Here is a 14777-nt window from a genome sequence, read left to right on the forward strand (position 1 = left end):
GCCTTGGGCTCACCACGCATCCTTTTTCCAAACCCTCCACCCTTCATAGAAAGACCTGCTTATGGCTAAAGCCTCCACCAGCAAAAAAACGGCAAAAAAGGCGCCCAAAAAAGGGGCGAAAAAAGGAGCGAAAACAAAGCCCAAGTCTTCGGCTGCCAGCACAGCAAAAATGTTGAAGCTCATCCAGTCTCTGGATCTGCAAGTTCTGCACCTGAAGTTCAAAGCCAGCCCTCCTGCCGCTGCCGTTCCCTTGCCCGCCCCCACGGTGGGATTGGAAAAGACCGTGGCCCTGGCGGCAGTGGCAGCAGCCCCCGCTGCGGCGGAAGCCATGGCGGAGGACCTTGTCGGAGGCTCGCCGTCACTCCACGCTGACCCCAAACTGTGGCGGCGCCTCGTACAGCTTTGCCTGCTCAGCATTGAGAAAGACCTGGCCCTCAACACTCCTGCCAGCGAAGGTCTGGCTCTCAGCAAGCCTGCGGACCTCGAACTCTACGTGATCAGTCAGGAAGAACGCTTCGACCTGCTGGATCTCCACGACGCCACATTCCAGGCACTGGCTGATGCAGGCCATGCGCTGGCCGTCAATCACGCAAAAGCCGCCGCCACCAAGGTGGACACCATCGCCCCCGGAGATCCGGGCGCTGATTCCATGCTCGCCGACCTGCGCGCCCTCTCCGATGACATCCGTGGCGATCAAAACTTCAGCACAGTCCTGAATCTGCTGGAAGCCGCGACAGCAGCCTATGCAGGCACGCCCATTCCACCTTGAGTCAGTACGGGTGCCAGAATGCACCAGAACCGGGCATCCATGCCTCCGCGCTCACGGCTCCCGTTTCCAGCGCCATGCCCCGTTCACGCCCATGCTCCCGCATTAGCGGTCAGTGAATAATGCGCAATATTCTCAGGTGAAGAACTTGCTGGATTTGCATTCCGCAGCCAAATACAATGCGTTTCTAATTTACGAATATCACTGGAGTAAAAACCATGCCTTCCTCAGAATGCTCGCGCAGCACCTCCTCTCCACCCTCCCGCAGCCGCCGCCTCCACGCCTTGCTGGGCTGCGTCCTCAGTCTCCTCCTCAGCCACGCCTGGGCCGAGGACGTGCCGCCTGAGCCGGACAAATTCCACGCAGGCGTGCTCCGCGCCTGGGTCTCACGCGGCAGCGGCATGGGCAACAAGCCCCGCAGCGACGGCGACCGCTTCGCCCTCGGAGACGTCCTCGTCGTCGAAGTCAAAAACTTCAACGGCTGGCTCATTGGTCAGGCGGACAATCTCCACTACGTGGATGACGAACTCGCCAAAGGCACCTCTGACAAAGTCCGCTCCATCATCCTCAACGGCTACCTCAAACGCGCCGCAGACGCCAACCTCATCCTCCGCGAGGCCGCACTCGGCGTCCTCACAGACACTCGCGTCACCGAGTACGTGAATCAGGGCGCGCTCTCCATGGATGATGCCAGGGTGCTCGCACAAATCCGCGAAAAAAACGACCAGCTCCAGGCCGCCAGGCTGCAGCTCGTCGGCCCCCCGGACCCCCGGGAAGTCGGCCGCCTCACCCTCGCTCCCGGCAGGCCGAAAATCACCGCAGAGGCCGTGGTCGCAGACGTGCTGGATCTGCCCAGCTTCAAAAACCTCCTCCCCTTGCTATCCTCCAGCAGCACGGAGCAGAAGGTCACGCTCCTCCAGCAGGAGGTCCCACAGCTCATCAAAAAGATGCTCAAAAAGAAGGCCGCAGAGCTGCGCCTCCGCATCAACGACCTGGAGCTCAAGGGCGTCGCTCCCACCAACCCCGATGAAGAGGCGCAGAGCCAGGCCGAGCGCAAACCCGCCACCGACTACGACGACTACTTCTGGTACCGCTTCCCCATCGTCGAAAATGACGACAACACCACCGTGTGGCAGCAGCTCCGAAAACGCATCCTCATGAATGACAGCGTCCAGCTCACGCTGAACTGCCCTTTTGCAGACCGCTCCTTCCTCCTCCCCACCGCCGTCAAATACGTCGGCGCAGACACCCAGCCCCTCCAGGGCATGAGCATCCTCCGTCTCGTCGTCATCGACGGCCTGCTTTTTTCCGTCGCACTCCTCCTCATGGTCCTCTGCCTCGCTCTCTTCTTCATCAGCGCCTGCAGGACAGATCTCATCCGCGACACCCTCGGGAATCTCCGCGCAGACGGCATTCCCCCCTACAGCCTCTCCCGCTCGCAGATGGCCTTCTGGTTCATCCTCGTCATCGGCTCCTTTCTCTTCCTCTTCATCTCCCTGAACAAGGTGCCCGTGCTCAACAACACCTGTCTCTGGCTCATCGGCATCGGCGCAGGCACCGCCCTCGGCGCCGCCGTCATCACAGAAGACCGCAGCAAGACCGGCGGCGGGCTCAATACCTGGCCTCTCAAACGCGCCACAGGAGAAGGCCGGGACGCCTTCTTCCAGAGACTCGACATCGAAATCTACCTCAAGGAAGACGCCCTCGCCGCAGACAAGGACACCCTGCTGCAGCAGATCACCGGCCTGAAACAGTCCATCAGCGAATGCAAACGCGCCCTCTTCACCGCGCAAAACACCACGCTTCCCACCCTGCGCAAGGCCATCATCAAACTCGAGCAGGACATCGCGACCAAGGAATACGATCTCGAACAAGCCCCCGAGGCGAACCGCGAAGCCCTCCGCAGCGAGATCCAGGAAATGCGGCGGCAGCACACATGCCAGCTGTACGAAGAACAGCCCGCGCTTGAAGAAAAGATCACGACCCTTCAGAGCGATCTCATCACGCTCCAGTCGGAAGCCACCACAAAGCAAAAAATCCTCCAGCTCGCCCAGAAGGCAGACACCCCCGGCTACTTGGAAGACCTCGTCAGACTCAAGCAGCAGCAGGCCGAGTGCGAACGCATGAGCACCAGCCCCTTGATGCGTCTCCTGGATGACTGGATGACGGAGGAAGGCCGCTACAGCTTCCACCGCTACCAGATGCTCATCTGGACCCTCGTCCTCGGCGTCGTCTTCGTCGTCACCGTGGCCAAGACCCGCTCACTGCCCGTGTTTGACGACACCCTCCTGGCCCTGCTCGGCATTTCCAACGGCACCTACCTCGGCTTCCGCCTCCCGGCCGCCGCCAAAAAGGAGTAACCACTCCGCCCGCCGCCCGCGTCCATCCTCACTCAGATCCCGATCCCGGCGCTGCGGCAGGCGTCGCACCATTCCCACGCCGCGCAAAGATCCCCGGCTTAAACGTCGTCACCCACATCGGCGCACCCCAGGACGAAGGATGGCGCGAGGTGTACCGCACCGTCTTCTCCTTCAGCGGCGTCCCCGGCGCCGGATGCGGCACCTCCAGGTCGTGGTAAATGTACTCATACGAACCATGCGGCGAAGCCACACGATCATAGTACCCCATCCCGCCCGGGCGTGATTCACTGTAGGGGTAGAACCCGCTCCGCTCATACGGCCTTCCATACGGGCGCAGGCTGCTCACATACGCCGGAGAGCCAAACGCAGGCGGAGCCACCTTCGCCGAAGTCGCCGTCGTCCGCGCCGGCACCGTGCGCCGGTACAAATCACCCGTGCAAGACACCAGCCCACCGGCCATCACCGAGGCACAAACAAGCAGAAGAGAAGTTTTCATAAAAAGCGAAGCGGTAAAAATTTCAGAACAACAGCCGGAGAATAACCACCCAAGTCCCGCCTGTCTCTCACAATAATCGCCCCCCGCCCGCCCAAAGGCCGTGCCGAAAGCCCCAGCCCGTCCGCTTCCTCCATCCCCGCCCGCCTCACACAGCGCCCCAGGAGCGCGAGTCTCCGAACCCGCCCTGGGCTTCGAAGCCTTGGCGAAGAAGGCAGCACCCGCCACCCGCCCATCACGCCACCTCACCCCACACCAATCCTGTGAATCCCCCCATCCTGTAAATCCTGTCCATCCTCCGCCCGCACCCACACCCACACACAAGCATACGCAAAAACAGAACGAAAAATCTGGCCGACATTCCGTTATTGGGTATTATGCCGCCATGGTCATTCACTTCGCGGACAAAAACACCGAAGCGATTTTTCAGGGCAGGGCCGTCAAACGTGTGCCGCTGGAACTGCAGCAGAATGCGCTGCGCAAGCTCCAGATGATGCACGCCGCCACCAGCATCACCGAACTCCAGGCCATGCCATCCCTGCAATGCAAAGTGCTCGGCGGCCAGCCCAGAGGCCAGCCGCCCCTCTGGAGCATTCGTATCAATCAGCAGTGGCGCATCACCTTCACCTGCACCGAGCCACCCCTCGAAATCCGCAATGCATGTTTCACCGACTATCATTGATTGATTGAATCCTCTTCACCACGCCCCGCTCCCATTCCAAAACATCCCTTCAAAATGAAAACCGCAAAAACCAAGACCGCAAAAACCAAGGCCAGCCCCGCAGCCCTGCGCCCGGCGCACCCTGGCGAGATCCTCCTCCTCGAATTCCTGGAGCCCGTCGGCGTCAGTCAGTATCGGCTGGCACAGGCCACCTCCATCAGCGTCAGCCGCATCAATGACCTGGTCAAAGGCCGGCGCGGCATCACCCCGGACACCGCCATCCGCCTCGGTGCCGCCCTCGGCGTCAGCCCCGAATTCTGGCTCAATCTGCAACGCGACTACGACATGCGCCTGGCCCGCGCCGCCAAGGCCGCCGAATACGCCGCCATCACCGTGATTCCCGAACTGGCCAAAGCCGCGTAGTTTTCCAAAGACTCCAGTAACTCCACCCGTGTCCCAACGCTGGTAGCATCTGGTAGGGACGCGCTGCGTCGCGTCCGTGGAATCCTTCCTCCCACAATTACCTCCCACCCAAATCTCTCCCCCTTTCCAAACACCCCCACCTCTCACCACCTCCCGCCAGCATCCAGCATCCAGTCCCCCCCTCAAATCCCCAGCCTCAACTGCCGCCTCTGCTCCGGCGCCACCAGCGTCGAAACCCCGATCCCGATCAGCCGCAGCGGCCCCGTCACCAGCCGGTCACGCGCCAGCAAATAACACGCCATCCGGTAGATCTCCCGCTCCGTCGTCACCGGCTCCTCCAGCCGGATCTGCCGCGTCAGCGTCGTGAAGTCGCTGTAGCGTACCTTCACCTGCACCGTCATCGCGCCCACCCCGTGCTTCCCCAGCGTCTGCGCCACATCCAGCGCCATCTCCTTCAGCGCCGCCCGCAGCACCGGCCGCGCGTCCGTGTCATTGAGAAACGTGTTCTCCGCGCTGATGCTCTTGCGCTCCTCGCTCAGATCCAGCTCACGTTCATCATTCCCCAGCGCCCGCTGCCGCAGCTTCGCCGCAAACGAACCCGCCACCGCCTCCAGCCCCTGCGTCGAGTCCTGCAGATCCGCGATCGTCCGCAGCCCCAGCGCCTCCAGGCCCTGCGCCGTCACCGGCCCCACCCCGTGGATCGCGCTCACCGGCAGCGGTCGTAAAAACGCGATCTTGTCCCTGTCCAAAATCACCGTCAGTCCGTCCGGCTTTTGGAAATCACTCGCCAGCTTCGCCAGAAACTTGTTCGCGCTGATCCCCACACTCGCCGTCAGCCCCCGCTCCTCGCGGATGCGCCGCTTGATCGCCGCCGCCATCGGCCGTGCCGCCTCGATCGCCGCATCCACCTCCAAAGCCGGGTCCGCATGCGCGCTCACATCCAGGTACGCCTCATCCACAGACACCTGCTCGATCAGCGGCGTAAACTCCTGCAAAATCTCCATGATCCGCGCCGACTCCGCCCGATACACCTCCATGCGCGGCCGCACAAAGATCCCCGCCGGGCACAGCCGCCCCGCCGTCCGTGAAGGCATCGCCGACCGCACCTTGAACTTCCGCGCCTCATAGCTCGCCGCACACACCACCCCACGCTGATCCGGCGGCGATCCCACGATCACCGGCTTCCCCCGGTACTCCGGATTGTCCCGCTGCTCCACCGATGCAAAAAACGCATCCATGTCCATATGCATGATCACTCGCGGCATGGCCTTAACGTACGGCAGAAAGCAGGGGTTGGATGTTCATTCACTCGGCTCGCGCAGCATTCACTATCAATCACGAAAAGTCACCCAAACCGCTCTCACAAATCGTCGCAAACACGCCCCCACCCAAAAAGGTCGGCCTCCGAGCCCGCAGCACGTCGCCCCCCCCCTCCAGCGCACCGCTCATCTCCCAAGCCCCATCACCATGGCCGCTCGCCACACGCTCCTCTTCCACGCCTCCCGCTCCGCCCCCCGCTCCGCCTCCGGCGAAGGCCGTTGGTCTTCAATGCCTCCCCGGTCCTGCCACTCCACCACTACCGCATTCCTCCCACCACACACGCCCACCACACCACAAATCCTGAAATTCTGCCATCCTGTTAATCCTGTCTATCTACCCCGACCACCACACAACTCCCGCAAAACCACACCACTCCACCAAGAACTCCGCCAACCCTACAGCTCCACCATCCCGCTCCCACCATCGCCACCCTGGTTCTTCACCTCCGTCAGCGGCATGTTCCGCTCGCCTGGCAGCAGCTTCCGTTTGTCAGACAGCGTCGCAAAGAGGTAGTACAGCCCCGGGATCACCAGCAGCCCCACCACCGTCCCCAGCAGCATCCCGCCCGCCGCAGAAGCACCGATCGTCTTGTTCGCGATCGCGCCCGCACCCGAGGCGCGGAGCAGGGGAATCATCCCCGCGATGAACGCAAACGACGTCATCAAGATCGGCCGGAAGCGCACCCGCGCACCCTCAATGGCCGCATCCAAAATCGGCAGCCCCTGCTGATGTTTCTGCGTCGCAAATTCAACGATCAAAATCGCGTTCTTCCCCAGCAGCCCCACCAGCATGATCAGCCCCACCTGCGCGTAGATGTCGTTGTCCAGGCCAAAGGTGTGCAGCATCACAAACGAGCCCATCACCCCGATCGGCAGGGAAAGGATCACCGCCAGCGGCAGCAGAAAGCTCTCATACTGCCCCACCAGCACCAGGTACACAAACAGCAGCACCACCACGAAAATGTAGATCGCCTCATTCCCCCGGCCCACCTCATCAAACGCCAGCCCCGCCCAGCCGATGTCATACCCGCGCGGCAGCACCTTCTCCGCCACCTCCTGCACCGCCCGGATCGCATCCCCGCTGCTGTAGCCATCCGCCGGCGCACCCTGGATGGACGGGGCAGGGTAGGCGTTGTACCGCGTGATCTCATTGAGCCCCTGCTTCCGCTTCAGCACCACAAACTCCGAGAACGGCACCATCTCCCCCTTGTCATTCCCCACATACAGGTCCTGCAGGTCCTTCGGCATCTCGCGGTACTTCGGGTCCGCCTGCACATACAGCTTCCAGAACCGGCCAAACCTCACAAACCCCTGCTCATACGTGCTCGCCACCAGGATGGCCAGGCTCTCCATCGCCGTCTTGATGGACACCCCCTTCTGCATCGCCATCTGGTTGTCGATCTCGATGTCCAGCTGCGGATAGTTCGCGCTGAAAAAGCTGAACAGCCCATGCAGCTCCTTGCGCTTTTTCAGCGCCTCCATGAATTCATCATTCACCACCTGCAGCCGCTCGTAGTTCCCGCTGCTCGTCTTGTCCAGCAGCCGCAGGGAGAAGCCGCCCGCCGCCCCATACCCCGGCACCGCCGGCGGTTCGTAAAACTCCAGCTTCACCCCCGAGATCACATGGCACCGCTTCTCCAGTTCCGCGATGATCTGGTGCGAGTTCATCTTCCGCTCAGACCAGTTTTTCAGATTGATCAAACACGTCCCCGCATTCGATCCGCGCCCCTCCGTCAGCACCTCATATCCCGCCAGCGATGAGATGGACTGCACGCCCGGGATCTCCTTCGCGATCTTCTCCAGCTCGATCGACTTCGCAAACGTGCGCTCCAGCGTGGAGCCCGGCGGCGTCTGCAGGATCGCGTAGATCATCCCCTGGTCCTCCGCCGGGATGAATCCCGGCGAGAGAGTCTGGTTCACCCCATAGATCGCCACGCCCGCCAGCACCAGAATCCCCAGCGTGACGGCCTTGCGGTGCACGATCTTCTTCAGCAGCCCCACGTACACATTCGTCAGTTTTTCAAAGGCGCTGTTAAAGTGCTCCAGCGCCCACTCCACCGGCCCGCGGTGTTTGTGCTTGTGCTGGTGCTGCACCTCCGGCCTGCGCAAAATCATCGCGCACAGCACCGGCGTCAGCGTCAGCGCCATGATCCCGGAAAGAATGATCGCAGACGCCATCGTGATGGAAAACTCCCGGTAAAACACCCCCACCGGCCCGGACATGAACGTCACCGGCACAAACACCGCCGTCATCACCAGCGTGATCGCGATCACCGCCCCCGCGATCTCCACCAGCACCCGCTGCACCGCCTCAAACGGCGTCAGATCCGTCCCATGCATCTTCGCATGCACCGCCTCCACCACCACGATGGGGTCGTCCACCACGATCCCGATCGCCAGCACCAGCGCAAACAGCGTGATCAGGTTGATGCTCACCCCGCACATCTGCATCAGGAAAAACGCCCCCACCAGAGACACCGGCACCGCCAGCGTCGGGATCAGCGTGCTGCGCCAGTCCCCCAGAAACACAAACACCACCAGCGACACCAGAATGAAGGCCTCCATCAGCGTGTGCAGCACCTTCTCGATCGAGGCATCCAGAAACTTCGACACATCATAGCTGATCTCGTAGTCCATCCCCGCCGGGAAGCTCTTGCGCTTCATCAGCTCCAGCCGTTCCTTCAGCAGCTTGATCACCTCGTTCGCGTTGCTGTTGTAGCTCTGCTTGATCACGATCGCCGCAGACGGGTTGCCGTCCAGGTCCGAGTACAAATCGTAAAACTCACTCCCCAGCTCCACCCGCGCCACGTCCCCCAGGTGCAGGATCTCCCCGTTCTCCGTCGCCCGCAGGATCACCTTCTCATACTCCTCCTGCTTGTTGTAGCGCCCCTTGTACGTCAGCACATACTCCAGCGCCTGGGATCGCTGTGCATCTGCCCGCCCCAGCCTCCCCGGCGTGCCGATCACGCTCTGCTCAGAGAGCGCCTTCATCACATCATCCGTGGACACATTGTAGGCCCGCATCCGGTCCGGCTTCAGCCAGATCCTCATCGCATAGTTGCGCGTGCCCAGGATGCGCACCTGCCCCACCCCGCGCGTCCGCGCCAGCTCAGGCTGCAGCTGCACAAACGCATAGTTGAACAGGAACTGCATGTCCGCGTTCTTGTCCTTGCTGTACAAGTTCACGTACATCAGCATGTTCGGGCTCACGTTGTTCACGATGATCCCCTCCCGCTGCACCAGCGGCGGCAGCTGGTTCTTCACCTGGTTCACCCGGTTCAGCACGTTCACCGTCGCCACGTTCGGGTCCGTTCCCAGATGGAACACCACCTGGATCGTCGCCTCGCCCGCGCTCGTCGCGTCAGACATCATGTACTTCATGTCCTGTACGCCGTTGATCGACTGGTCCAGCATCACCAGCACGCTCTCCTCCAGCACCTTCGCGCTCGCCCCGGGGAAGGTGATGTTCACCATCACCACCACCGGCGCCACATTCGGAAACTGCGAGATCGGCAGCCGGAAGATCGACAACGTCCCCAGAAAGAGGATCAGCAACGAGATCACAATGGCCAGCGCTGGCCGCTGTAAGATCTTCGAGAACATGGTTGGTGGGGGATGTTACTGCGCCTGGAGCTTCAGGTTTGCATACGCATCCTTCGTCTCCTCAAACCGGTAGTCATGCGCTTTCTCACCATCATGAGCCTGCCGCTGACCCTCAAAAATGATCCTGTCCTCGGTCGTCAGTCCGCCGTTCACCACGAACAGATCCTCCAGCTCCTCAGCCACGTCGATCTTCACCTGCTTGATCACGTCGTCCTTGCCCACCGTGTAGATGTAGAAGTCCCCCCCCAGTTCAAACGTCGACTTCTGCGGCACCAGCAGCGCCGCTTTCACCGTCCGCTGCATGCGGATGTTCCCCGTCTCACCATGCCGCAGCAGACCCTTCGGATTCGGGAAGTCCGCGCGGAAGGGAATCGTGCCCGTCTTGTTGTTGAATTCAGCCTCGATCACATTCACCCGCCCCTTCTGGTCAAAGACCTTCCCGTTCGCCATGATCAGGCTCACCTTTTTGCTCTCCTCAGACTGCACCGTGGAGGCATACTCCAGGTAGTCCGCCTCAGGCACATTGAAGTAGATCCACATCTCGCTGTTGTCAGACAGCGTCGTCAGCAGGTCGCCCACCTCCACCAGGCTCCCGTTTCGCAGCCGCAGGCGGTCCATCAGTCCTGTGAACGGCGCCTTGATCGTCGTGAATCCCAGATGCGTCTGGGAAAGGTTCACCTCCGCCAGCTTCTGGTCCAGCTTCGCCTTCGCCATCGTCAGCTCCTTGTCAGACACCACGTTGGTGTCCAGCAGCCGCTTCGTGTTTTCATACTCCACCCGCGCCACCTGCGCCTCCGCCTCCGTACGTTTCACCACAGCACTGTACACCCGCGGCAGGATCGAAAACATCAGGTCACCCTCCTTCACCATCTGCCCCTCCTTCACATTCACCACCTCCAGGTAGCCGCGCTCCAGCGCACGGATCTCGATGTTCCGGCAGGACCGGATCTGGCACACATAGTCACGCGAGATCACCGTGTCCCGGATGATCGGCTTCGTCAGCACCAGCTGAGACTCCTCTTCTTCCTCAGCCTCATGGTGCGCCTCGGTATGGTCACAGCTGCTCAGCGTCATCGCCGCCAGCCCCGCACACACTAGCGCCGCCCACCTCCCAGGCCGCAGTTCACGGGCCTTGCTGATCTCAGGAGAGTGAAACGAACTGAACACGAAAGGGTGGTCTCTGTAACTCATAAGGGGGTGTGAAGATACTAGGTGCAGAGGCTCCAAAGTAAAGCATCGCAATGCATGGAAACGAAAACAATACGTCCGTCTTTTCGGCAAAGATAAGTCCGGTTTTAAGTAGGATAACCTGCTGCAAAAAATAGGCTGGAAGCCTATAGTGTAAAACAGCCTTTCCCCAGTGAACGTGCCTCCAATCCACCTTCACGCATGCCTTTGAGAAGTCACGGCAGGCCCATGCTCGAAAAATCAAGAGTAAGTAAGTTTATTACCATGGATAGCCCCCTAAAACCATGCCTTCCATCCCCTCAATCCGCCTCTCATTTTTCACCACCGCCGCCCGCCGTGCCGGGCACCACATCATGTCAGCACACACCCGCAATCTCGTATCATCGCTCCAAGACGTAGCAAACCCTGCGCATGTATTAGTCCCGCCTTTAGGCGGTTCTGGACGCACGCCCCCAATGCCCCGCCACTCAGGCACCACAGAGATGCTGGATCTCATCTCACTCCAAGGCACCCACCACTCACTCCACTTCATCGCATTGCAGCCACGCATTCGCGTCTCCGCATTTACCCACCCCGCAACAACGCCAACCAGTAATCCTGAAATTCTGCCATCTTGTGAATCCTGTCCATCCATCCATCCGCCCACCACAACACACCATAACCGCACACCTCCACCACACACGCATGCCCCACCAACAATCCTGAAATCCCACCATCCTGTCCATCCACCCCGCACATCCCACCCACTCCGTTCCCCGGTCACCCCCATAAGAAAGGCTTGCAATCAAATCCCCCCAAGATTCAAATGCCCCACCATGCCGCGTCTCAGCAATTCCATCACCAGCCTCCTTCGGCTCCTCCTGTCCGTCGGTCTGTTGTTTTCCTCAGCCCTTGCCCAGCAGCCAGAGCCAGACGTGACCACCCTCTCCGCCGAAGACCAGGCCATCGTCAAAGGCCTCCGCTTCAGAGCCATGGACGCCGCCCCCGCAGACACCCGCACCGCCACCTTCATCAAAGGCCGGCTTCCCGTCGTCAACGCCAGCTCCAAACCCACCATTGTCGGCAAGCTCAGCGCCGAGGCACGCATGCTCTTCCGCACCCCCGACAAAGAATGGACCGTCCTCAGATGCCGCCAGGACATCGTCCTCAACAGCAAAGGCTCCTCCGAGCTCTACATCAGCTTTGGCGAGACCAACTCACAGATCGAAAAAATCACCGGCGACAAAAAAGCCAAGGTCGAAGACTCCATCACCATCATCCGCTACGACGGCGTGAAGATCTTCGAAAGCGAGCCCTCCAAAGCCAGCCGCCTGCCCCCCGACTGGTGGCTGCAAACAGGCCCGCTGAAAGGAGGGCAGGGGCAGGGCACACCCGTCGCCACCGTCGAATCCGGCAAAACCACCGACACCTCCACCGGCGAGTTCAAAGCCCTCCGCATCGCCACAGAGCGCACCCTCCGCGCCCAGATCTGGAAAACCTATGAGCAGGGCGTCGCCTCACTCAACACCCGCTACCTCACCGCCATCGACAAAGCCCTCAAAACCGCCCAGACCGAAGGCCAGCTCGATGAAGCCCTCGCCCTGCGCAACGAGAAAGACACCGTCACCAAAACCGGCCGGGTCCCCGCCGCCGCCGCTCCCGCCGCAGCCCCCGCCCTGGCCGCCCTGCGCACCACCTACACCACCGCCATCACCGCCCTCAAATCCTCCCGCGCCAAAGCCTCCCTCCCGCTCATGCAGGACTACAATCAGAAAGCCGAGCTCCTCATCGCCCGCCTCATCAAAGAAGGAAAACTCGACGAAGCCAAGTCCGCCCGCGACAGCAAAGACGTGCCCCTCATCGCCGAAGACTAGGCCCCCGCCCCGCGGTCATCACATCCCGCATCATCGCGCCACCCCGCCGCGCAGTCACATCTCGCGTCATCAAGTCGCCACCTCACACTGCCACCTCCATCCGAAGGGGGGCGTGCACTCCGAGTAAGCCGCTCCACGACCGTCTCTCCCTGATGGGGGCCTCACACTCCGCACACTTCCCTGGGCTCAAATCCCCGCCATCTCCCGATGGCGCAGCCATCCCCGATTCCACCGGCTCGCATCGCGTGGCGATGCCAGCAAAAACATGCCCGCCACCCCGCCTGTCTCCAAATACCACACCCTAGCACAAACCACCATCCAACGCTCCGCCACGCCAACCATCCTGAAATCCCGCCATCCTGTGAATCCTGTCCATCCACACCCCGCACATCCCACCCATTCCGCGACTCCTCACCGCCCCGCACACAATCCTCACCATCCCACACACCGCCCCTACTCCCCCTTGATCCTCAAATGCGCGAACGCCTTCTCCGGCGCCTCAAACTCCGCCCCCTCCGCCTTCGCCCCGTCCTTCGCCAGGCCCAGTCCCGCAAACACGATCGTGTCATCCGCGCCCACACCCTCGCTCACCACAAACAGATTCTCCAGCTCCGCAGAAACCTTGATCTCCCGATGCTTCATCACCTGATCCTTCCCCACCACATACACATAGTGGTGGTCACGTATTTCAAACGTCGCATTCTGCGGCACCAGCACCGCCTGCTTGATCATTTTCCACACGCGCAGGACCCCGCTCTCACCATTCCTCAGCAGGCCCGTTGGATTCGCAAAATCCGCGTGCATCGGCGTCAGGCCGCTCTTCTCGTCGATCTTCCCCTCCGTCACGTTCAGCCTCCCGGGCTGGTCGAAAATCTTGCCATTCGCCAGCACCAGCGTCACCTGCTTGTTTTCTCCCGTCTGCGCCTGCGCCGCATACTCCCGGGACTCCGCCTCAGGCACATTAAAAACCACCTGCATCTCGGTGTTGTCAGACAGCGTCGTCAGCACAGCGCCCTGATCCACCAGGCTCCCTTCCGCCAGCGGCAGGCGGCCCATCAGACCTGAAAACGGCGCTTTGATCGTGTTCACGCCCTCATCACCCTGTGCCACCTTCACCAGTTCCAGCTTCTCATCCCATTGGGCCTTCGCCTCGCTCAGTTCCTGATCGGTGGCCTGCTGGTTCTTCAGCCGCCGCTCCGTGTTTTCAAAGACCCCCTTCGCCACCTCCGCCACAGCCTCCGCACGGTTCATCGCCATCCGCTTGCTCCCCGGTACAATCTTGAACATCACATCGCCCGCGTTCACATGCTGGCCTTCCTTCACGTTCCCCAGCTTCAGATAGCCCCGCTCCGGCGCCAGCACCTTGACGTACCTGCGCGAGTTGATCTGGCAGGCGTACTCACGCGAGATCGTGGTGTCCTGCTGCAGCGGGTGCGTCAGCACCATCACCGCCGCATTTCCGCTCTTTTTGGAATGGCACGCGCCCAGTGTGAAAGCCGCCATCAAGCACGCTCCCATCTGCAAAAACCGCATGGCCGTCCGCACCCTCTGATCTTCACAAGTGCCCGTGAATTCAAACAATCTCACAACCGCGGAGTAGGACCCAAATCTCATAAGAGCACGATGCTAGACACCCCATTTTTAAAGTAAAGCCAAGCTAAATGGGTATATGTCCTAGACTGCATGAAACACCTCTGAAAACCAGCAAAGTTATGCAAATAGGATGGTGTAAATAGGCTCGTGGCCTATCTGCTGATAAGCAATCGTACTTACTGAAGCGATCATAAGCTACGCCAGCCAATCCCACTAACTCCAGCAAACCTTTGCTCACAAAATCAACTGCCTCACAACACACATTTTCGAATCGCGCCAGCCCGCACCTCAGATATGGACTGCGGTCGCGAAGTGAGGAACAGCCTGTCCTTCGTAGCTTTAGCGAAGAAGGAAACGCAGCTACCGCTTTCGCCGTCCTCGGTGACTCCCACATGCCACAAACCACCCGAATGCGGCAGCCGACAATCCCTCTGAGCCCCGTCACCCCACGCCCACCACCAGCCGCTCGAAAGCAGCAGCTACTCACATCCCCTTTGGACTGCGATAACACAGCGAGA

At 60.9% G+C, this 14777-nt stretch carries 11 protein-coding genes; 5 read left to right on the forward strand and 6 right to left on the reverse strand.

What is annotated here, in order from left to right:
* Window positions 1–9: 9 nt before the first annotated feature.
* The gene (locus tag AC3RLQ_RS04370; RefSeq protein WP_493034690.1) at window positions 10–183 is read right to left on the reverse strand and encodes a hypothetical protein; all 174 of its coding nucleotides are present in this window, start codon (window positions 181–183) and stop codon (window positions 10–12) included.
* Between AC3RLQ_RS04370 and AC3RLQ_RS04375 the strand changes: the two genes are divergently transcribed.
* A complete protein-coding gene (locus tag AC3RLQ_RS04375; protein WP_493034692.1) occupies window positions 170–769 on the forward strand; it encodes a hypothetical protein in 600 nt (199 codons plus the stop codon). The two genes, AC3RLQ_RS04370 and AC3RLQ_RS04375, sit on opposite strands and share 14 nt — an antisense overlap.
* 215 nt (window positions 770–984) lie before the next feature.
* Complete coding sequence (locus tag AC3RLQ_RS04380) at window positions 985–3126, forward strand: hypothetical protein (RefSeq protein WP_493034694.1); 2142 nt, start codon at window positions 985–987, stop codon at window positions 3124–3126.
* A 28-nt stretch (window positions 3127–3154) separates the two neighbouring features.
* Here AC3RLQ_RS04380 and AC3RLQ_RS04385 read toward each other — a convergent pair whose 3' ends face one another.
* Window positions 3155–3622, reverse strand: coding sequence for a hypothetical protein (locus tag AC3RLQ_RS04385; RefSeq protein ID WP_493034696.1), 468 nt, complete (start codon window positions 3620–3622; stop codon window positions 3155–3157).
* 382 nt (window positions 3623–4004) lie between these two features.
* Between AC3RLQ_RS04385 and AC3RLQ_RS04390 the strand changes: the two genes are divergently transcribed.
* Together AC3RLQ_RS04390 and AC3RLQ_RS04395 are read left to right on the forward strand one after the other, a co-directional pair.
* A complete protein-coding gene (locus tag AC3RLQ_RS04390) occupies window positions 4005–4301 on the forward strand; it encodes a type II toxin-antitoxin system RelE/ParE family toxin (protein WP_493034698.1) in 297 nt (98 codons plus the stop codon).
* Window positions 4302–4355: 54 nt separating this feature from the next.
* On the forward strand, window positions 4356–4703 hold the full coding sequence (locus AC3RLQ_RS04395) for a HigA family addiction module antitoxin (protein ID WP_493034700.1): 348 nt from the start codon (window positions 4356–4358) through the stop codon (window positions 4701–4703).
* Window positions 4704–4885: 182 nt separating this feature from the next.
* Here AC3RLQ_RS04395 and dinB read toward each other — a convergent pair whose 3' ends face one another.
* The 3 genes from dinB to AC3RLQ_RS04410 form a co-directional block, all read right to left on the reverse strand.
* Window positions 4886–5968, reverse strand: a complete 1083-nt coding sequence (gene dinB, locus AC3RLQ_RS04400; protein ID WP_493034702.1) for a DNA polymerase IV — start codon at window positions 5966–5968, stop codon at window positions 4886–4888.
* 450 nt (window positions 5969–6418) lie between these two features.
* Window positions 6419–9625, reverse strand: coding sequence for an efflux RND transporter permease subunit (locus AC3RLQ_RS04405; protein WP_493034704.1), 3207 nt, complete (start codon window positions 9623–9625; stop codon window positions 6419–6421).
* 15 nt (window positions 9626–9640) lie between these two features.
* On the reverse strand, window positions 9641–10816 hold the full coding sequence (locus tag AC3RLQ_RS04410) for an efflux RND transporter periplasmic adaptor subunit (protein WP_493034706.1): 1176 nt from the start codon (window positions 10814–10816) through the stop codon (window positions 9641–9643).
* A gap of 812 nt (window positions 10817–11628) precedes the next feature.
* Here AC3RLQ_RS04410 and AC3RLQ_RS04415 point away from each other — a divergent pair.
* The gene (locus AC3RLQ_RS04415; RefSeq protein WP_493034708.1) at window positions 11629–12666 is read left to right on the forward strand and encodes a hypothetical protein; all 1038 of its coding nucleotides are present in this window, start codon (window positions 11629–11631) and stop codon (window positions 12664–12666) included.
* Window positions 12667–13119: 453 nt separating this feature from the next.
* On the opposite strand, the gene AC3RLQ_RS04420 is transcribed toward AC3RLQ_RS04415, so the two are convergent.
* Window positions 13120–14169, reverse strand: a complete 1050-nt coding sequence (locus AC3RLQ_RS04420) for an efflux RND transporter periplasmic adaptor subunit (RefSeq protein ID WP_493034710.1) — start codon at window positions 14167–14169, stop codon at window positions 13120–13122.
* Window positions 14170–14777 lie beyond the last annotated feature (608 nt).

It is taken from the genome of Prosthecobacter sp. GW821-HT29F12 (assembly GCF_058803405.1).

What these genes read in the sequence shown, in the direction of transcription:
- AC3RLQ_RS04375 (WP_493034692.1), top strand. Translation starts at nt 170, where the DNA reads ATGTTGAAGCTCATCCAGTCTCTGGATCTGCAAGTTCTGCACCTGAAG.
- AC3RLQ_RS04415 (WP_493034708.1), top strand. Translation starts at nt 11,629, where the DNA reads ATGCCGCGTCTCAGCAATTCCATCACCAGCCTCCTTCGGCTCCTCCTG.
- AC3RLQ_RS04390 (WP_493034698.1), top strand. Translation starts at nt 4,005, where the DNA reads ATGGTCATTCACTTCGCGGACAAAAACACCGAAGCGATTTTTCAGGGC.
- AC3RLQ_RS04410 (WP_493034706.1), bottom strand. Translation starts at nt 10,816, where the DNA reads ATGAGTTACAGAGACCACCCTTTCGTGTTCAGTTCGTTTCACTCTCCT.
- dinB (WP_493034702.1), bottom strand. Translation starts at nt 5,968, where the DNA reads ATGCCGCGAGTGATCATGCATATGGACATGGATGCGTTTTTTGCATCG.
- AC3RLQ_RS04370 (WP_493034690.1), bottom strand. Translation starts at nt 183, where the DNA reads ATGAGCTTCAACATTTTTGCTGTGCTGGCAGCCGAAGACTTGGGCTTT.
- AC3RLQ_RS04395 (WP_493034700.1), top strand. Translation starts at nt 4,356, where the DNA reads ATGAAAACCGCAAAAACCAAGACCGCAAAAACCAAGGCCAGCCCCGCA.
- AC3RLQ_RS04420 (WP_493034710.1), bottom strand. Translation starts at nt 14,169, where the DNA reads ATGGCGGCTTTCACACTGGGCGCGTGCCATTCCAAAAAGAGCGGAAAT.
- AC3RLQ_RS04405 (WP_493034704.1), bottom strand. Translation starts at nt 9,625, where the DNA reads ATGTTCTCGAAGATCTTACAGCGGCCAGCGCTGGCCATTGTGATCTCG.
- AC3RLQ_RS04385 (WP_493034696.1), bottom strand. Translation starts at nt 3,622, where the DNA reads ATGAAAACTTCTCTTCTGCTTGTTTGTGCCTCGGTGATGGCCGGTGGG.
- AC3RLQ_RS04380 (WP_493034694.1), top strand. Translation starts at nt 985, where the DNA reads ATGCCTTCCTCAGAATGCTCGCGCAGCACCTCCTCTCCACCCTCCCGC.